18 protein-coding genes and 1 pseudogene are annotated in these 18569 nt (G+C 58.4%); 7 read left to right on the top strand and 12 right to left on the bottom strand.

Annotation, left to right across the window (positions count from 1 at the left end; translation table 11 throughout):
- Positions 1-86: 86 nt before the first annotated feature.
- The gene (locus tag QD357_RS19660; RefSeq protein ID WP_414124839.1) at positions 87-1031 is read left to right on the top strand and encodes a LysR substrate-binding domain-containing protein; all 945 of its coding nucleotides are present in this window, start codon (positions 87-89) and stop codon (positions 1029-1031) included.
- A 36-nt stretch (positions 1032-1067) separates the two neighbouring features.
- Here the strand turns inward: QD357_RS19660 and QD357_RS19665 are convergent.
- Positions 1068-1388, bottom strand: a pseudogene (locus QD357_RS19665) (helix-turn-helix domain-containing protein); the annotation flags it as partial.
- 9 nt (positions 1389-1397) lie between these two features.
- Between QD357_RS19665 and QD357_RS19670 the strand changes: the two are divergent.
- Positions 1398-1667: a hypothetical protein gene (locus QD357_RS19670; RefSeq protein ID WP_414124840.1), complete on the top strand. Its 270-nt coding sequence runs from the start codon at positions 1398-1400 to the stop codon at positions 1665-1667.
- Between the two features lie 11 nt (positions 1668-1678).
- On the top strand, positions 1679-2698 hold the full coding sequence (locus QD357_RS19675) for a quaternary amine ABC transporter ATP-binding protein (RefSeq protein ID WP_414124841.1): 1020 nt from the start codon (positions 1679-1681) through the stop codon (positions 2696-2698).
- A gap of 250 nt (positions 2699-2948) precedes the next feature.
- Here the strand turns inward: QD357_RS19675 and QD357_RS19680 are convergent, their stop codons facing one another.
- The 3 genes from QD357_RS19680 to QD357_RS19690 all read right to left on the bottom strand — a co-directional run bounded on the left by QD357_RS19680 (position 2949) and on the right by QD357_RS19690 (position 6382).
- Positions 2949-4106, bottom strand: a complete 1158-nt coding sequence (locus QD357_RS19680; RefSeq protein WP_414124842.1) for an HlyD family secretion protein — start codon at positions 4104-4106, stop codon at positions 2949-2951.
- Positions 4106-4447, bottom strand: coding sequence for a DUF3302 domain-containing protein (locus QD357_RS19685; RefSeq protein ID WP_183938770.1), 342 nt, complete (start codon positions 4445-4447; stop codon positions 4106-4108). Before QD357_RS19685 ends, QD357_RS19680 begins: the two co-directional genes overlap by 1 nt.
- Before the next feature lie 141 nt (positions 4448-4588).
- The gene (locus tag QD357_RS19690) at positions 4589-6382 is read right to left on the bottom strand and encodes a tetratricopeptide repeat protein (RefSeq protein WP_183938769.1); all 1794 of its coding nucleotides are present in this window, start codon (positions 6380-6382) and stop codon (positions 4589-4591) included.
- A gap of 132 nt (positions 6383-6514) precedes the next feature.
- On the opposite strand from QD357_RS19690, the gene QD357_RS19695 reads away from it, so the two are divergent.
- Positions 6515-6823 (top strand): hypothetical protein, encoded by a 309-nt coding sequence (locus QD357_RS19695; protein WP_183938768.1) that lies wholly within the window; start codon positions 6515-6517, stop codon positions 6821-6823.
- A gap of 81 nt (positions 6824-6904) precedes the next feature.
- Here the strand turns inward: QD357_RS19695 and QD357_RS19700 are convergent, their stop codons facing one another.
- The 3 genes from QD357_RS19700 to QD357_RS19710 are packed head-to-tail and all read right to left on the bottom strand — an operon-like array spanning position 6905 to position 10641.
- On the bottom strand, positions 6905-8044 hold the full coding sequence (locus QD357_RS19700; protein ID WP_414124843.1) for an AI-2E family transporter: 1140 nt from the start codon (positions 8042-8044) through the stop codon (positions 6905-6907).
- 28 nt (positions 8045-8072) lie between these two features.
- Positions 8073-8906: a polyphosphate kinase 2 gene (gene ppk2 / locus QD357_RS19705; protein ID WP_183938766.1), complete on the bottom strand. Its 834-nt coding sequence runs from the start codon at positions 8904-8906 to the stop codon at positions 8073-8075.
- Positions 8890-10641 carry a SulP family inorganic anion transporter gene (locus QD357_RS19710; protein WP_183938765.1) on the bottom strand — a complete coding sequence of 584 codons (1752 nt, stop codon included), beginning with the start codon at positions 10639-10641 and terminating at the stop codon, positions 8890-8892. Before QD357_RS19710 ends, ppk2 begins: the two co-directional genes overlap by 17 nt.
- Positions 10642-11560: 919 nt before the next feature.
- On the opposite strand from QD357_RS19710, the gene QD357_RS19715 reads away from it, so the two are divergent.
- Positions 11561-12958 carry a DUF3300 domain-containing protein gene (locus tag QD357_RS19715; protein WP_414124886.1) on the top strand — a complete coding sequence of 466 codons (1398 nt, stop codon included), beginning with the start codon at positions 11561-11563 and terminating at the stop codon, positions 12956-12958.
- A 27-nt stretch (positions 12959-12985) separates the two neighbouring features.
- Complete coding sequence (locus QD357_RS19720) at positions 12986-13933, top strand: DUF2950 domain-containing protein (protein WP_183938764.1); 948 nt, start codon at positions 12986-12988, stop codon at positions 13931-13933.
- Here the strand turns inward: QD357_RS19720 and QD357_RS19725 are convergent.
- The 3 genes from QD357_RS19725 to QD357_RS19735 all read right to left on the bottom strand — a co-directional run bounded on the left by QD357_RS19725 (position 13896) and on the right by QD357_RS19735 (position 16235).
- The gene (locus QD357_RS19725) at positions 13896-14459 is read right to left on the bottom strand and encodes a CYTH domain-containing protein (protein WP_183938763.1); all 564 of its coding nucleotides are present in this window, start codon (positions 14457-14459) and stop codon (positions 13896-13898) included. The genes QD357_RS19720 and QD357_RS19725 overlap by 38 nt on opposite strands.
- 135 nt (positions 14460-14594) lie before the next feature.
- Entirely contained in the window at positions 14595-15065 is a 471-nt protein-coding gene (locus tag QD357_RS19730; protein WP_183938984.1) for a hypothetical protein, read from the bottom strand.
- A 183-nt stretch (positions 15066-15248) separates the two neighbouring features.
- Entirely contained in the window at positions 15249-16235 is a 987-nt protein-coding gene (locus QD357_RS19735) for a quinone oxidoreductase family protein (protein ID WP_414124844.1), read from the bottom strand.
- Positions 16236-16361: 126 nt separating this feature from the next.
- Between QD357_RS19735 and QD357_RS19740 the strand changes: the two genes are divergently transcribed.
- Positions 16362-17246 (top strand): LysR family transcriptional regulator, encoded by an 885-nt coding sequence (locus QD357_RS19740; protein WP_414124845.1) that lies wholly within the window; start codon positions 16362-16364, stop codon positions 17244-17246.
- 33 nt (positions 17247-17279) lie between these two features.
- Here QD357_RS19740 and moaA read toward each other — a convergent pair whose 3' ends face one another.
- Both moaA and QD357_RS19750 read right to left on the bottom strand, forming a co-directional pair.
- Positions 17280-18284: a GTP 3',8-cyclase MoaA gene (gene moaA, locus QD357_RS19745; protein ID WP_414124846.1), complete on the bottom strand. Its 1005-nt coding sequence runs from the start codon at positions 18282-18284 to the stop codon at positions 17280-17282.
- On the bottom strand, positions 18281-18562 hold the full coding sequence (locus tag QD357_RS19750; RefSeq protein WP_414124847.1) for a hypothetical protein: 282 nt from the start codon (positions 18560-18562) through the stop codon (positions 18281-18283). The genes moaA and QD357_RS19750 overlap by 4 nt, the downstream gene beginning before the upstream one ends.
- Between the last annotated feature and the right edge of the window lie 7 nt (positions 18563-18569).

Raw genomic sequence — 18569 nt, forward strand, 5'->3', positions numbered from 1 at the left:
TCCGCCTCCATAATCCGAATAGAGGCTAAACGACTTTGAGGCTTTGTAACGCTAGAAAAAACTTGGCTTTTGTATAAGCTCTGTTTATGCAAACCTTCAGAAGACTTTTGCCGTCCGCATCCAGTCTCATAATTTTCGAGGCAGCCGGACGGCACCAAAATTTTAGCCGGGCCGCCGAAGAACTCGGGATGACCCAGGCTGCCGTCTCCTTTGCCGTGCGGAAACTCGAAGATCAGCTTGGCATACCCCTTTTTCATCGTGAGCATCGCAGCGTCGAATTGACGGATGTCGGCGAGCGTTTCCATGCGGATGTCACCGTCGGCCTTTCGCGCATCCAGAAGTCGGCGGAGGACATCAGAACGAAAGGCCGAGAAGCCAACGTCACGCTGGCGGCCTCGACCGCATTCGGTTCCATGTGGATGTTGCCGCGTTTGGCCCGTCTCCGTGCCGACCTTCCAGACATCGATCTGCGCATCCAGACCAGCGTGCGTGACCTCGATCTAGACGAGGAACCGATCCCGCTTGGCGTTCGTGGCGGCGATCCGGCAAGCTGGCCGCGCTATCATTCCGCCATGCTCGCGCCGGAAGTTGTTTTTCCCGTCGCAAGCGCCGGCTTTGTCGAACGGCGCGGTCTTCCCGAGCGGCCCGAAGACCTCGTGACGTTACCCCTCATCCATTTGGAAGAACCTGTGAGAGCCGCCTACGATTGGTCTGAGTGGTTCGCAAGCGCGGGGGTCCGATATTCCGCTCAACCGCGGCGGCTGGCGATCAACKATTATGTGCTCGTCATACAGGCCGTTCTGGCAGGCGAAGGCGTGGCCCTCGGTTGGCAGCATCTTATCGAGGAGCAGATCCGATCGAAAGCGCTGGTTCCCGTGGGCGGGCATGTCCTGCACACCAACCTGGCCTTCCACGTCGTCTGGCCGCGCTCGAGAGAACTCAATACCCAGGCAAGACGGGTGCGTGACTGGCTCGTCGAGGAGGGACGACGTAGCCGCCAAGAGGGGGAGATCCTCAGCGCACCACGATGAAACTCGCCCTGAGTGCGATAGGCGACCCCATCGCACTCAGAAACTCAGCCTATGACGGCAGCCAGTAACGCGCGTTACGTCACTGGAAGCGGCAATTTCTTGGTCCGGCCACCGTCGTTGGGGGTCGCAGACCCGCAAAAGTGCCGAATGCKGCGTCTGTTGGAATGCGGTATGTCGCTTCTTCTTCCGAACCCCAACTGTCTTCATACAGTCCAACCTTGTTTGCTGCGGGCTGCACCCATACAGAAGACGATAGCATTTCGAAAAGTGAGTGGCCGAGACAAAGCCGCATGCCACTGCGATGTCGACAATGGGTTTGTTGGTGGCTTTTATCAGTTGCCTTGCCCGATCGAGACGTCGCTTTCAATGGTCGTCATCGCTTCGATGATTGCCATCGGCGGCCTCGGCCAGATGGTGCTGCGGGGCATTGGGCGTCTCGATATCGGCATAGCGACCGTCGGTGGCCTCGGCATTGTCGCCCTCGCGATCGTGCTGGATCGTTTGACACAAGCGCTCGCAAAACCAACCAAGCGGGGTGAATGGCTCACACGCGGGCCAGTCGGCCTCGTCCGGTCTTTCATGGGAAGCTCACACGCCCCTGCCGAAGTGCCGCAGTCGTCGGCCATCAAGAATTGAGGAATGCGCTCATGGATGAGACAGTCGAATGCAGGAACGTTTGGAAAATTTTCGGCGAGAAATCGAAGGACGCGCACAAAGCCGTTAACGACCATGGACTGGGCAAGAAGGAAATCTTGGAGCGGTTTGGCTGCGTCGTCGGCGTGGCTGATGTTTCGTTCTCCGTCGGAAAGGGTGAGATTTTCTGTATCATGGGACTTTCCGGTTCCGGGAAGTCCACATTGGTCCGGCATATCAATCGCCTTGTCGAACCGACGGCAGGCGAGATCCATGTCGCCAATCAGAACGTCAACGCCCTGCAAGGGACGCAGCTCCGGCAACTGCGCTCTCAGAGCGTGGGAATGGTCTTCCAGAACATGGCGTTGCTTCCGCACCGCACGGTGATCGACAACGTGGCGCTCAGCTTGGAGCTGCGGGGTATGAACCGGAACGAGCGCCACAAGATCGCAATCGAAAAACTCAAGCTGGTGAGCTTGGACGGCTGGGGTGACCGCTTCCCTGATGAGCTATCCGGCGGCATGAAGCAGCGCGTCTGTCTTGCAAGGGCGATGGCAGCCGATCCGGAGATCTTGCTGATGGACGAGCCCTTCTCCGCCCTCGATCCATTGATCAGACGCCAGCTCCAGGAGCAGTTCCTCGAACTGTCGAAGGTGCTCAAAAAGACGACCGTATTCATCACCCATGATCTGGACGAGGCCATCCGGCTTGGAACGCACATCGCAATCATGAAGGACGGACGGTTTGTCCAGGTGGGAACGCCGGAGCAGATCGTGACGGAACCAGCGGACGACTACGTCGCCGACTTCGTGAAGGGAATTTCCCGGCTCGAACTGGTTTCCGCTGGAAGGGTGATGCAGCCTGTCGACGTGACGCACCTTTTTGAATCCGGCCCAACCGTCCTTGCAACGGACAAGCTGTCGAGGCTTCTGCAAATCGCCAAGGAGCATGATGGAGAAATCACCGTCCTGGATGGCGAACGGCCGGTTGGGGTGATTTCTCGACACGGCCTCCTGAATGCGGTGAGCGGATAACGTCGATCTTGACCGCGCCACTGGTCCCACAAACCCTCCCGACTTGCCGGGTTCTCCTAGTCTCGGCAAGTGCTTTGCTGGCAATGACAATGTCATTGCCAGCTTTTTTTCTTGAATGGCAATTTGATATCGCCACAGGGAGGGCCGTTAGTGCATGTCGCGCAAAAGTGTGCGGCAGTTTTGCGAAAACGACATGCACAAGCAAGGAGCTCTAAAGCGTGGGAGCGAATCTGAAAGATCGCGACGAGCTCTAGTGCTCCAGGAAGACGTAGTTCATCCAACTGCTCATGCGCAGAAGGACCTTTCGGAGGACGGCGACGTGATGCCAGTGCTCGGTATAGACAGCCACCTCCGCGACAACACCGCCCGGCAACTGATATTGGTCGGTATCCTCGAGCAATTGGATGCGGGCAAGCGTTTGTCCCGGTGCGGCACGCTCCGGTGACTGCGGATCTATCAAGGCGCCGCCCGGCTGAAGCTGGCCTTGAGCCATGACGTCGATGACCTCTTGGACGCGCGCTTTGAATATCTTGCCCGGTACCGCTTTGAAAGCGACCTCCGCTTCATCGCCAACGCGCACGCGTTGCAGCGAGTTCTGAATGAATGCCGCCGCCAGCATGCGGTCTTCGCTGTTGATGAAGACCATGACAGGACGCAGCGGCAGCGGATTGGCCATCATCCCCGGACGGAGAAAGACCTGGGTTACATAGCCGTCGGTCGGCGCGCGCACCGTCGTCTGGTCAAGCTCATATTCGGCATTGCCCAGTTCCGCCGTCAGTCGGGCCACGGTTGGGTTCGTGCCATTGATTTCGGATTCATAGGCCAGCCTGGCCTGAGCTGCTTGAGCGCGTGCCGTATCGGCCGCCGCTTCCGCGGTCAGATAGATCCCACGCCGGTTCTCGACCTCGAGTTCGGAATAGACCGCGCCCCTGCCGCTGGATTTTGCGTTTTCGTTCGACTGCTGGAATTTCTCGAACGCCTGCAGGGAACGGTCGCGCGATGCCTCAGCCCCGGTGACCGCAGCGTTGGCGGCATCGAGAGCAGCCTTCAATTGAAGAACCGTCTGCTTCGCCTCAGCCAAAGCTGCCTTCTTCTGATCGACGACAAACTGATAGGGTCTGGGATCGATCCGGAAGAGGACGTCGCCCTTCTTCAGCGGCTGGTTTGGCGTGACCGGGACTTCTACGACTTGGCCTCCGACGACCGGGATGACAGGTGCCGAGGTGAAATAGACCCGTCCGTCGCTGGAATAAGGATGATTGTAGCTCATGATGAGGAGCAAGGCAGAGATCAGAAAGATGCCGCCAAGCACGGCGGTCGCCAGTGTCCACTGGTTCACCGGGATCCGGAATATCTTGAAGATCGTCCAGCAGAGCGCGGCATAAGTGAGTATGAGAAGCAGATCCATCAGATTTTCTCCTTCTCCAGCGGGAGCGCTTCGAGCTCGGCGATCCGGGCGTGAAGACGCGCGATTTCAGCGTTTGCCTCCGCTTCGCGCGAAAGCTTGCCGTCAGGCCGGATTCCCCAGCCGCGGTCCTCCCGATAAAGCGTTGCCCAGATAAATAGAAACGGCCAGATGGCGTGCAGGGTGAACAGGCTCACCCATCCGGCAACATGGATCGCGTCTTGATGAGGATGATTACGGGCCTTGGCAATCAGGTGGGGGATGTCATGAATCGCGATCACTGCGTAGAACAAAGTGATCACTACGAAAAACAACACCCCAAGTGCGAAATAGTCGAGAAACACGGTTCCTCCTTTTCGGCTGCATCACGGAGCCGACCAGCCGTAGTCAAGGAGGAGATAGTAACGCTGCCAGACCTCAAACGCCTGTAGCATCACGTATCGTCTATTGGCCGCTCTTTGTTCGGGTCGGCAAAACGCCACGCTTCAGGGTGTAATCGCGACGCCGGCGGCTTTTAAACTGGTCAGAAAAAGCTCTTGATCCGAGGGCCGCTGCAGGCGCTTTGCGACTTCCCTGCGGATGTTGACCAGCAACGCGGGCGCATTCGATTTCAGCCACTCCTGTTCATGGCCGGCTTCCTCGACTTTGCCCTGAGCACCAAGAATCGCGAGCAGGACAAGATGGTGCATGGGGTTATATTTGAGATCTGCCATGCGCGCCCATAGTTCGGCCGCCTGGTAGTCGCCCCGAATGTAGGCGCACATTGCCATGCCCACTTCATAATATCCGATCGGGCCGGGGTTTCTGCTGATGGCACTCGACATCAGTTCGCAGCCCGTTTCCCATCTGCCGGAGAAGGCAAGTCTGAAACCATATTCTCCGGAAACTTCCGTGTCGTTGGGATTGATCGCATAGGCGGCGGCTCCCGCCTTCAGTGCAGCGTCGACGTCGCCATTGAAGAAGTTCGCCAGCATCAAGGCCTGCAATGCCCGTGCATTCTCGGGATCGAGTTCAACCGCGCGCTTTGCGGTTTCAAGAGCCAGCGTCAACGGCTGAGCCGATTGCGGCACGTCCAGCCGATATTGGAAGCGGACCTCGTCCAGATAGGTCAGAGAAAGCAATGCCCATGAGGTGGCGTAGTTCGGAAGCCGCGCGGTCGTACGCTTGAGACAGTCCTGCACTTCCGCATGGTTTTGCGGGTTCAGTTCGATTCGGTAGTTGTAATAGGACAGGGTACATGCATAAGCGTCCCAGTCATTGGGAGGAGACTCGGTCAGGCGCGGCACGTCGGCCTGGAAGATCAGGCCGTAAGGTTGGGCGACAGCCGTCGCAACCCGCCGCGCAACATCGGCTTCGACCTCGAGCATATCCTGCACTCGAAGGTCCCTGTCGTAATTGTTCGCCCAGATCACCGATCCATCGGAACGGCGGACGAGTCTGGTCGTTAGCCGAAGCTTGTTTCCGTCGACGCGAACGCCGCCCTGCAGCGCAAAGCGCGGCTCTTCCACGCGCGTGTCGGGCCTCGAAGGCGGCTGTTTTGCAATGACGGCAATTTCCTTGAACTTCGCAAGCTCGCCAATGACCTCTTCCGTGAGGCCACGGGCAACGTCGGCGGACCCGCCCCCTTTTGATATTTCTTCGAAAGGTTCGACGAGAACTTTGGGAACGGTTACTCCCGCCGCCACCGGGGTGATATTTTGAATGCCACGCGATGAAAAGAAAAGGACGCTGAGCGGCGGAACAACGGCAACAAACGTCGCCAAGGCTATCGCCGCCCCGATCGCATACCACAGCCACACGGGCGGCGGCGGTGCGTCCCTGCGATCCGCCGCAATCATTGGCTTCTGGATTTCGGGTTCGGTCTCCGAGACATCTTTCGTCTCGGGCGGATCGGGCCGCATCTCCGCGGCAGCAGCGTACCGAAAACAGGGGATATAGGCCCCTTTCGGTATAGTAATGACGATCCGGTCATCATGCCCGGCAACCAAATAATAGCGTTCGAGGCCTCGTCGAATCCGGCCCGCTTCTATTCTGACGACCGGGTCATTTTGCGCGTCGAACGATGCATCCCGGGTAAAAACCTCCTGTGCGATCGTATAGGCCTTGAGGTAGTCAGCGCGCCCGGCAAGCGTCTCTTCGACGACGTATTCCAAGAACCTGCGGCCCCGTTCCGGCGCCAAAAACTCCTCGCTTGAAAGGATGCGCTGTAGCTGTTCTCTGATCTCCCACATATCAGGAGACGACGCGTCGTCCCCGCCGCTTGCCCAAGCGCTTTGCATGGTATCCCCTCCGCGACCATAGCGGTCGTCTTATCGCCCTTGTATGTTCATGTATATTACGCCTCTAATTTACGTTGTGGCAATATAATGTCTCAATCTCCTTTAACGTGACCGTGACGTACGGGGCGGAAAATGATATCGGGAAAGAACAATTTAACGCATTTGTCCGCACTCCAAATTGTCGAAGTGCGCTTCCCTGATGAAGTCGCGCGCGTGCAACAGCTCTTTAGCGCCGACGAGACTTTCCGCAGCATGTGCGAAGACCTTGCAGCCGCCGTCGAAACACTGACGCGAGTGGACTACCTGCCTGATAATGTCCGGGAAGTACGGCGCCAGGAGTATGCCGGTCTCGTCGAGGCTCTTACTGGCGAAATTCGTGATGCGCTCCGCAATTCGAAGATCGTGATCTTGCGCGCACCGTCCGCGCGCCCGAAATCATAGTGCTGCTTTGAAGAGCATATCGACACTGCCGATGAGTATGGCTCGGCAGCAGGCGGCGATAACCAGCCACGATCCGTCCTCTCAAGCCGACGTCACTGCGGGACTCTCACCGGCGGGAACTGTGGGATTTGTCCAGGCCACAAACAGATCATAGAAAACACCAAGGACGACCGGCCCGAGAAATAAGCCCACCAACCCGTGTGCCAGGGTTCCACCGATGACGCCAAGCAAGATCAGAGGCATCGGGGTGGACAAGCCGCGCGAGATCAAAATCGGCTTTAGAATATTATCCAGAAGGGCGATCGGCACTGCGAGGAGCATGAACAATAAGGCGTCCGTGAATGGCCATGCGAACCAGCCCCAAATGACCAGGGGCAGCAGCACGATGCCAGGTCCGATCTGGATGATGCAGAGTATGAAAACGACAAAGCTCAACACTCCCTGAGCAGGAACGTCGAAAAGAAACAGGAGAAGCCCGCACAGAAGCGTCTGCAGCAATGCGATACCGATGATGCCGCGAGACACATTGCGGACCGTTATGCTTGCCAGACGAACAAAATCGGTTCCCCGATTGCCTGCGATCCGGGTGACGACAAGGTTCACCGCCGACACCAACTGCTGCCTAGTGACCAGGAAAACGCCGCAAAGCAACAGGGATGCAATGAAACTGAGCACGCCGCCTGCAAGAGCCGCTGTTCTCTCCAGAATGACGCCGGCGGCCGCTCTTATCGGCTCCTGGAACTGCTTCAGCATCTCAGCAAAATTGGCTATGGCATAGTTCCAAAGCTCAAAAGCGCGCTCTCCGAAATAGGGCCACGCTTTTATGCTCTCCGGCGCTGAGGGCAACGCGATCGTCCCTTCCTTCAGGCCGGTTAGAAGCGCGCGCGTACCGTMGGCGAAGCCAAACAGGATGGTTGCCAGCGGCGCGATCACGATCGCAAGGCACGCAATCACGATCAAAACTGCCGCGGCAATGCCTCGAGGGCCAAGCAACTTTCTCAACAATTCAAAGACGGGAAAAAGGGCGACTGCCAGTATAGCCGCCCAGGCGATGATCAAGATGAAGGGAGCGACGATCGTAAAGGACCAATAGGCGAAAAGGCCGGCGACAGCGAGCCGGATGAATTCGCCTATTCGTGCGTCGGCGGAGCTCGGGCTCGTTCGGACGCTGTTGGTATCTCCCGCTAATTCCTGTGCGGGCGGAGCTGAGATTGACTGCATGGCATAAGCTCCCGCCACATTCTGTGGTCTACCAGTTAAGGTCCGGAACGATATTGCGGACGCCCTCGTCCTCAACATAATCCCCGGGTCGCTTCTGCCGCTTTCCCAATTCAGGTTTATCGAACTTCACTCGCTCATAGGGAATCGACTTCAGAATATGCGAGATGCAATTGATGCGGGCGTGCTTCTTGTCATCTGAAGGGACGATCCACCAGGGAGCGTGCTGAGTATCCGTCATTCTGATCATTTCGTCGTAGGCCCGCGTATAGTCCCACCAACGACGATAGGACTCCACGTCCATCGGACTTAACTTCCATTGCCGTACCGGATCGTCGATCCGACGTCTGAAGCGACGCTCTTGCTCCGCTTCGCTGACAGTCAGGAAATATTTCAGCAGAACTGTGCCACTCTCGACAATGGCGGCCTCAAAACGAGGAGCAAGCTCAAGGAAGCGCTTAGCCTTCTTTTCCGTGGCGAAGCCCATGACCCGATCGACGCCGGGGCGGTTGTACCAACTGCGATCGAAGATCACGACCTCGCCTGCCGCGGGCAAATGAGCGATATAACGCTGCATATAGATCTGCGACTTTTCACGGTCGTTGGGTGCCGGCAGGGCAACCACGCGAAATACACGCGGACTGACGCGTTCCGTAATGCGCTTGATCATGCCACCCTTGCCGGCCGCATCGCGGCCCTCGAAAATGATCACGATGCGGGCGCCGGAGCTTTTGACCCAAGCCTGCAGGTGCGCAAGTTCGACCTGCAGCTTTGCGATCTCTTTTTCGTAATCCTTGTTCCGCTTTTTCTTCTTTGAGCCGCCATCTGTCTCCCCGTCACGATTGGGGTCATACATCTTGTTCATGACTTCCCTCCCTGAATTGCGGTGTCTCGTTTTGCACTGCCTTGCGCTCCGCCTCCTGAAGACGGAACGACCCGATTGCATCCTCTTTGTCGTCAAAGAAACTCATCGCGCCGATACGATCGGCGACTCCCGCGCGCTCCAGCAGCGCCCTGGCCTCAGCGTTCAGCTCCGCTACGCAAAAGACGATACCTTGCTGCTGCAGAGCCTCCTGAACCGCATCGAGCGCCGCAGCACCCGTGCTGTCGAGGTGGACCATTGCGCTGGCGTCGAGCACGAAGCGGCGTGTGTCCGGCGCGAGGCTTTTGGCGATGTCGCGCAGTCTTATGCGAACGTAATCGGCATTGTAGAACAGCACGCTGCCCTGGATCAGGCATATCGCCACGCCCTGGATGGCAGCGGCATCCGGAAAGCGCTGCATATCGTAAAAGCCGTCCCGGCCGGGAATGCGCCCGAGAAGCGTATCGCGAGGAAACATCGTCTTGCGCAGGAGATAGATCAGCGTCGCAACGATGGCGACGACCACGCCGTTTAGAACGCCGAAGCTAATGGCGCCCCACATGGCGATCAGCGCGAAGACGAATTCCATTCTGCTGATCTGCCATATTCTTTTCAGCTCATGAACATCGATAAGGCCGATCGCAGCAGTCGCAAGTATTGCCGCAAGGGCGGGAATAGGCAGGATGCGCAAGGCGCTGTGCAGGAAGACCAGGGCCGCAATCAACGTCGCTGCAGACACCAGGCCGGATGCCTGCGAACGGCCGCCCACCGAAAAATTGATCGCCGTTCTCGAATCCGAAACGCTGATCGGGAATGCGCCAAACAGGCCGGGCGCGATGTTGGCAGCACCCAGACCGATCAATTCCTGATTGGCATCGACCTCCTCGCCCGCCTTTGCTCCGAAACTACGGGCAGCGACAATGCCTGCACCAAAGCTGACGAGGAAAACAGCGGCCGATCCCAGGGCGATCTTGTCGAGCGGCAATTGCGAGATCGGCGGCAAGCTAATCGACGGAAGCCCGCGAGGAATGTCGCCGATCACGGCAATTCCGCGCCCCTGAAAATCGAAGATGGCGGATAGCAGGAAGGATACGACAACGACGAGCACGGGTCCCGGTATACGGGAACGCATCGCCTTTGCGACCCATAGCAGACAAAACATGGCCAGCCCGAACAGCAATGAGGGCCAATGGATGGATGCGCTCTTGCGAAGGATTTCCGCAACCGGCGCCAGGAGACCATCCGATTCAATGCGGACACCCGTAAACCGGCTGATCTGGCCCACCAGGATGGAAAGCGATACGCCGGCGAAGAAACCAACGAGGATAGGCCGCGAGAGAAAGTTCGCCAAAATGCCCAGGCGCAGTAGCCGAGCGGCGAAACAGAAACACCCGACGCCCAAAGCGAGGGCGGCAGCAATGGCGACTCGATCAACCGGAGTTCCGGCAGGCATGGCGGCGACCACCGCACCCATGGCAGCGGCAAGCACGGTCATCGTCGCGGCGTCGGGTCCGACCACCAATAATCGCGACGGCCCGAAGAGGGCGTATGCAATAGGAGCGACAATACTGGCATAAATTCCGGTTTCCGGCGGAAGTCCGGCAATGGCGGGATAGGCGATGGCGCTGGGCAATCCGACCGCGGCAATCGACAGACCGGCGGGGATGTCGCTACGCAGCCAATCGGATCGAAAGCCGCCCAGGCCCCGCAATATGGGCAGATGAAAACTCACGGCCATCCTAAAGCTCCCGTCCGCAAAGGGCGTTCGCTTGAGCGACGTCCCAACACTTGATCACTGCTCGATGAAGGCATAGCTCAGGCAAGGGCTCGCCCTCTTCGTGACAGGTTTATGACAGATGGACGAGATTTTAACGCGGAGGCCGCCCGAACGCGTGTAGCATCGTGTAACATCCCCGTGGCGCATCAGATCCGACTGGATGCCGCCGGCCGCCATGACCGATGAATCGGAGGAAGTGCAAGCGCGCACCGCTGGTTCTGAAGGCACGTTCGCGCTCCTTCCCGGTGCTGATCGAGGATCGTTTCTCCCTGTGCAGCGGTTTGGTTGAGAAACGAGCGAAGCCGCACCGCAGCGCACGCGTCATGGTCCACGGGAGGGATAAAGTCTGCTGACGGACGCTTCGTACGCAAACATAGGACCTCGCAACGGCTATCACCGCTGCGAAGGTAAGCCTTTGGCTACCAAACCGCGCGATCAGATTCGAGATAGCGGACCTGCCGGCGGCTCCACAGTTTATCACCCTCCGAGGAATGTCCCTCTTCTGACAGTCCCGCCTGCCGCACGGTAATCTTCCCCGGCGCGGCGCTTTCCGATGCGCAGAGCAAGCTGCAATCCCCGATGTCCGTCCGGTCAGCGGCGTAACTTCTTGTATTATACATAACTAATGCAATCGCCTGCAATATTATGGTTGCGATCGAACACGACGCCGATGGGAGCAGCGGCAAGTGCAATGCAAGCATCTGCAGGCCGTTGGGCGTTGCAAGGGCCTTAGGTGGGGAAAGCCCGCGCCGCTTTTTGGTCCGGCCGGGAACGCCGATTAAGACAAAGCTTCGGAACGAAAAGCAATAAGCAGTGCGGCAGCCGAGAAGACGAAACGGCATATCAGACCAATCGCTATGGGGGAGAGATCGCTATGGGGATGAAACTTCGAGAGCTCGTCTTCGGCTTGTCAGCAGTATCGCTTCTTGCGATCCAGGCGCAGTTTCCCGCCTATTCACAAACATCGGCGAACAGCGCGCCCGCAGCCCAAACGGCGGCAGATGCGCCGGCGCTACTTTCCGACGACGAGCTGGAAGTTCTCGTTGCCCGCATCGCACTCTATCCCGACGACCTTGTCGCAGCCATCTCGGCAGCGTCGCTCTTTCCGCTCCAGATCGTCGAGGCAAGCCGCTTCCTGGAAGCGAAAAAAAAGAATGCGGACCTCAAGCCTAAAAGCGACTGGGACGGCAGCGTTATTTCACTGCTGAACTATCCGGAAGTCGTCAAGATGATGAGCGATGACCTGGAATGGACACAGGCCTTCGGAAATGCCCTGACGAACCAGCAAAAGGACGTTCTGGTCGCCATCCAGCAGTTGCGCGATGAAGCCGTCGCGAAAGGCATTATCAAGAGCGACGACAAAATCACCGTCGTCAACGAAAACGACAACGTTGTTATCCAGCCGACAAATCCCGAGAAGATCTACATTCCCCAGTATGCGCCGGAGATGCTCTATCAACCCGGTTACGCTTCTGAGCCCGTCTCCTATTATTCGGATTCCTATCCCAACTATTATTATCCGGGAGCACCCTTTTTTGCGGCCGCCGTCACGGGCATTGCGTGGGCTGCGGCCGTCAACTGGAACAATTGGGGCGTATGGGGCGGCAATTGGCGCGGCGATGTCGATATCGACTGCAACAACTGCTTCAACAATCGAAATTTCAGCGGCAAGGTTAAATGGAATGATGTCGATTGGAAGAATGTCGACCGCAGCAAGTTGAGTATCGGCAAGGACCAGCTTGCGAAAATGGACAGGTCTGCCATCAGAAACAATCTCCAATCCGACAGCGGCAACAATTTGCGTAACCGAGCCGAGAGCATCAATCGGGAGCGAAGCGGTCCCGCGTCCGAGCGCGTCAACCGTGCGGCTGACGTCCGTAGAGACACGATGCAAGGCTTGCAACAAAGGCCAGCAGCCAGGACGACGGCCAGGACGACGGAAGGTGCCAATCGGCCGGCAAATGTCGCCCGGAACAATCCCAAATCGCCAAAGGCTGGGGCGGGTGCAAATCGCGGCGGGCAGGCCGCCGGAGCTCGCCAAGGCAAGCAGGCATTGGCCTCCAGGCCCGACAATAGAGGGCGTCAGCCTTCGGCCCTTGGCAACGTCTCATCTGGCCGCCGGGAGGCGATGGCATCCCAGCGTGGCCGTCAAAGCATGGGGGGCGCACAGCGGCCGCCCTCCAGATCAATGCACCAAGGCGGTCGGCGCCCGATGCCACATGGCGGCGGCGGCAGGGGCGGCGGCAGAGGCGGCGGCGGTGGTAGAGGTCGGAGATAGGCGCGATATTTTTCGGGGAGGCAGGCGATGAGAACGACGCCCAGAATGCAGTTGCCCACATTGATATTCGCGGCTTCGGTCGCCGTCTTATCAAGCTGGCATGTCAGCGAGGCGCAGGACCGGCAAAGGCTCGCGGGCTTTGCATCACACAGCAAGTCGCCAGAGTTCGATCAGCCGCCAGAGGCCGTCGATCGCCTCAAAACGGCGCTATCCTCCAACGATGTCGACGGTCTGGCGCAGTTGCTGGGGCTTGATGGCGCCAAGCTGAAGGCGAGCGAAGAAGCCATGACCGCCCTCGGCCTTATCAAGGAAGGTGCGGCTAATCAGGTCGCCATGCAGGATATCTGGGATCGCAAGATCGTCTTGATCGGAGACAAGCTTTGGCCGCTGCCGTTCCCTCTGGTCAAGCGAGAGGATGGCAAATGGGCGTTTGACACGAAAGCGGGCCTGGAAGAAATCCTCAACCGGCGCATCGGCGAAAATGAATTGCAAACCATCCAGACGATGCATGACTATGTGCAGGCGCAGCGCGTTTACGCCAGCAAGGATAGAAACGGCGACGGCGTTTACGAGTACGCGCAAGTGCTGATCAGCGACAAGGGAAAGAAGAACGGGCTCTACTGGGTGGCCGAGACGGACGATGACGAAAGCCCTGCCAGTGATCTGATCGAAAATGCGGCATTCGGAAAGGCGCTGAAAGGCGAAGGCTATTTTGGTTACCGATATCGCATCCTGACTAGCCAGGGCCCGAACGTTTTCGGCGGCCGGCACAGCTACGTGGTCAACGGACACATGACCGACGGCTTTGCGCTCATCGCATGGCCGGTGAAGTATCGAGAAACGGGCGTGCAGACGTTCATGATCAGCGACCAGAGCGTGATTTACGAACGGGATCTCGGTGAGAATACTGCAGAGATTGCGGCATCCATCAAAGAGTTCAATCCAGACCACAACTGGTCGGTAGTCGGCGAATAGAGTCAGATGCCTCCTCTGGAACGATGGCCCTCTTGGCAACGAGGGGGCGAGGCTGTGCCTGCGGATCCAGAATGGTCATGGCCAGGGTCTGGTTGGAATACTTTGGATCCCCCGTGATCTCCGGTCCGAGCCAACGCGGCAGCACGGGCCGATCGGTCTCACAGAGCATTTCGATCTCGGCGATCGTCAAGCCGGAATGGGCGCCGTGGAATACATCGATTTCCCAGACAAATTTGCCAACGGGCACTTGGTAGCGGGACTTCTCAATCACTGCACCGGCCGCGCGTTCAAGCAATTCTTCCGCCTCGGGAATCGGGATGGCATATTCGAACTCATCGCGGACAATCCCCTGCCGTTTGAACTTGATGGTCAGGAAAGCCGTCCGATTGTCCACCACGCGCACGCGGACCGACTTGCCGGCGTCGCAAAGAAGATAGCCTTGGCGCAATTCACTTGCCGCCACTACTTTGCGTCGCCACATGTCGTTTCGGACAAGAAACTTCCGCTCGATCTCCCTTGTCCTCATGAGTTGCCCCCTTGCCTGGTCGATGTTCGAACCGACAATACAGGCGGCAAAGCCAGCCGTCCTTGCCGTATATCAAATCCACTGAGGAAGCCCTGTTGGTCGCCAATTCCATCGAAGCGCCGATTTCGGTAGGGATCAGGCGACCGGCGCTTCCCAATTCAGGAAAAAGCCGATGTCGCCGGGCATGCCACCCGGGAAGTTGATGACCGCAGCGGTGAGGGTGTAGCCCTTCGGACGAGCAACTTCATTGAAAAGCTCGTAAAGCTCTTTGGCTTTTCCTTGCAGGGTGGAAGGCCAATCGGAGCGCTGGCTGTTGATGGCGCGACCACCATCGGTGCAGAAGTCGGAAGGGAAACTGTAGATCAATGCTTCTACCTTACCGTCGGCAACGGACTTCATCACCACGCGGCGAATGGTCTCCCGCTCCTTGTCGCTAATCTGTTTTCCAAAAAATTCTTCGACAAACTCCGCATGTTTTTCGGCTTCGCGCGATCTGATCTTCTCGTCGCGCTGCATTTCCACGAGCTGCAGTTCAAGCGCGCGCTTACGCAGCTCCTCCGCACTGATCATCGAAGAGTGGGATTCCGATTTTTCCTCTCCAGTCATGACATTACCCTCCGCTGTTTGGAGGATAATAGAACAGCGGCGCCCAGCCTCGTAGTAAGATACGCTGGATCGCCGGTAAGTTACTGTAGGATACCCAGACGCGCCGAAATGCTGCCTGTCACACCCGGCTAACGTTCTTGCCGCCAAAGCCTTGGCGCCCACGGGTGCCGTTCGGCATCCTCGCTATTGGGTTACGCGAAGGACCGCCGAACCCGTCGTGCGTCGCTCTTCCAGATCGTGATGAGCCTGGACGACGTCATCGAACGAATAAATGCGGGAAGGTTCGACCTGCAGAATGCCTGATTGGATTGCAGCGAACAGATCGGCAGCGGCTTCTGCGGTCTCAGCCGGTGTGGTGACGTAATGCTGCAGCATCGGCCATGTGACGTGCAGCCCCCGCGGACCCAGTTCATAAGGATCGATGGGCGCGATCTCGCCAGACGCCTTACCGAATTGAACCAGCGTGCCGCGAACTTTGAGGACGGCAAGGGAGCCACGGAAGGTATCCCGTCCGACGGAGTCGAAGACAGCGTCGACGCCGAGACCATCCGTCAGTTCGAAGGTTCGCGCTACAAAATCTTCCGTGCGGTAGTTGATGACGTGATCACACCCCGCCTGGCGCGCAACCTCTGCCTTGCTGTCGCTGGATACCGTACCAATAACCCGATACCCGAGCGACTTTGCCCATTGCACGAAGATTTGGCCGACCCCGCCAGCCGCGGCGTGATAAAGGATCGTGTCGCCGCGCTTCAACGGCACGACGTCCTTGATCAGATATCTGGCGGTCAATCCCTTGAGGAAACTGCCAGCCGCCTGCGCATCGGAGACGCCGTCCGGAATGACCACCAACCGGTCAGCGGGATGGAGACCGGCGGTGGCGTAAGCGCCGGTGCTGTGGCCGAAAACGACGCGATCACCCACCTTTACGGATGTGACGTTGCGTCCGACAGCCTCGACGATCCCCGCAGCCTCGTTGCCGATCGTTGCAGGGAACGACGGCACCTCCATCGAACCACGCCTGAAATAGACATCGACGAAATTGAGACCAATCATCGTGCTGCGGACGAGGACCTCGCCATCGCCCGGTTCCGGGACGAGAATGTCCTCGAACGTTAAAACCTCTGGCGCACCATACTGATGAATCCGCGCTGCTCGTGCTTTGACCGGCATTTCGATTTCCTTCCTGGCGCCACTCACCGAGCGGCTGCATCCAAACTTGATGCCGGAAATATCGATCATTTCGGTTTGCTTGATAATCAGGTAAGTTCCGACAACACCTTTCGGAGTTTTCGAGAAATGGACACTTTGGATGCGCTCCGTCTTTTCGTCGGCATCGCGGAGGCGGGAAGCCTGTCAGCGGCGGCACGACAGAGCGCCGTTGCCACGTCGACGGTTACGGTGGCGTTGCAGCAGTTGGAGGAGCAGGCGGGCGCGACATTGATCAGACGATCAACGCGACGCCTTTCGTTCACATACGAGGGTCTGCAGTTCCTGTCCAATGCCCGGCGATTGCTCGCCGATTGGGATGCGTCCGTCGAAGGAGTGAGAGGAGGCCCCTTGCGTGGCCCTATCAGAATGACTTCAACCGTTGACTTCGGCAGGAGCAAAATCGTCCCCGCAATCGACCGGTTCATGGAACTGCACTCGGGCGTTTCGATAGATCTGCATCTCTCGGATGCCGTTATCGATCTCGTGGAGCAAAATATCGATCTCGCGATACGCAACGGACCTCTGCGAGACTCTTCGCTGAAGGCGCGCCTGATCTTGCGCGGCCAGCGGGTCATATGTGCAGCCCCCTCCTATTGGAACTCACACGGGCTGCCGGCGCATCCTGACGACCTTGCTGGTCACAATTGCCTGTTGGTCTCGAGGCCGGCAACGACGTTCTCGACTTGGCATTTTGTGGATGACGGCCGGAAAATCTCGACGCGAGTCTCTGGAAACCGTGTGGCAAACGACGGCTCCATTTTAAAACGCTGGGGTTTGAAGGGCTATGGCGTCATCTTGAGCCCCATCTGGGACGTCCGCGAAGAATTGGCGTCCGGGGCACTGGTGACGGCGCTCGAACGGTTTCTACCGGAAAGCGCCAATTTATATGCGGTCACGAACGGCAGCGCGGCCAGTCATCGCGTTCAAGCCCTCATCGATTTCCTGGCGGACGAGTTGCACTATCAGGGGTAATCTCTCGCCGCCAGCAGCGAGAGTGCAGATCGATCAGCCTCCGAGCGTCGACATATGGCGAGCAAGCTTTGGCGCGCCTGTACGATCGATGTGGAAATCATGGCCACGCGGCTTCGCCCTGATGGCCTCATCGATCGCCGCATGGAATGTCTCGTCGGATTCGGAGCCACGCAGGGCCGCGCGCAGGTCGGTCTTGTCCTCCTGACCAAGGCAGGTATAGAGCACGCCCGTCGCGCTGACGCGCACGCGGTTGCAGCTCTCGCAGAAGGAATGGCTCATCGGCGTGATGAAGCCGATGCGACCGCCGGTTTCGGCCACCCGAACATATCGCGCCGGCCCACCGGTCCGCTCCGGCGTGTCGACCAGTGTCCAGCGCGCCTCGATCAGCCGCCTGAGATCGCCCAGCGGTAAATATTGATCGGTCCGGTCCGCACCGACATCGCCAAGCGGCATGGTCTCGATCAAAGTCAGGTCCATGCCCCTGCCATGGGCAAAGGCAATCAGCTCATGGATTTCGCCTTCGGTGATGCCCTTCAAGGCAACCGCGTTGAGCTTTACGGCAAGGCCGGCCTTCTGCGCAGCCAGCAATCCATCCATCACCGCATGGAATTCGGCCCGCCTGGTAATCGCTCGAAACCGATCCGCATCCAGCGTATCGAGCGAGACATTGATCCGCCGCACGCCGACGCGGGCTAATTGCTCCGCATGGCGGGCAAGCTGAGTGCCATTCGTCGTCAAGGTGAGTTCCTTGAGCCGGCCGCTTGCAAGATGGCGGGACAGGCTTTCCAACAGACCCATCACCCCCTTGCGCACCAGGGGCTCGCCGCCGGTAATGCGAATCTTGCTGACGCCACGCGTGACAAACGCCGATGCCAAACGGTCCATTTCCTCCAGTGTCAACAGGTCCCGGCGCGGCAGGAACGCCATGCTTTCCGGCATGCAATAAACGCAGCGCAGATCGCAGCGATCGGTCACCGACAGCCTGAGATAAGTGATCCTGCGGCCGAAGAGATCGGTCAGCGGGCAGGACCCCCTCATGGTGCAGCCTCCGGCAAAGCCTTGGCGAGAATAGCGCGGATTGCGGCAAGGCCTGGATCCTTGGCGCTGTTCATGATGCCGATCAACTGGACGAAATGATCGTCGGATGCCGTCTCCATGAACGACCTGACGGTGGTGGCAAGATAGGCGGCCGGCTCGATCCCCTCCGCGGCGGCCGCCATTTCAAGCCGTTCCGCCAGACCTTCCATCCCCAGCGCGTCCATGAGCGCCGCAGCAGTCTCCGGATTGTCGAGCGAAGCGATGAGAGTGCCGAACATGCCTTGC

The organism is Rhizobium sp. BR 317 (assembly GCF_047445835.1).
In the GTDB taxonomy this organism is placed as follows: domain Bacteria; phylum Pseudomonadota; class Alphaproteobacteria; order Rhizobiales; family Rhizobiaceae; genus Rhizobium; species Rhizobium paranaense.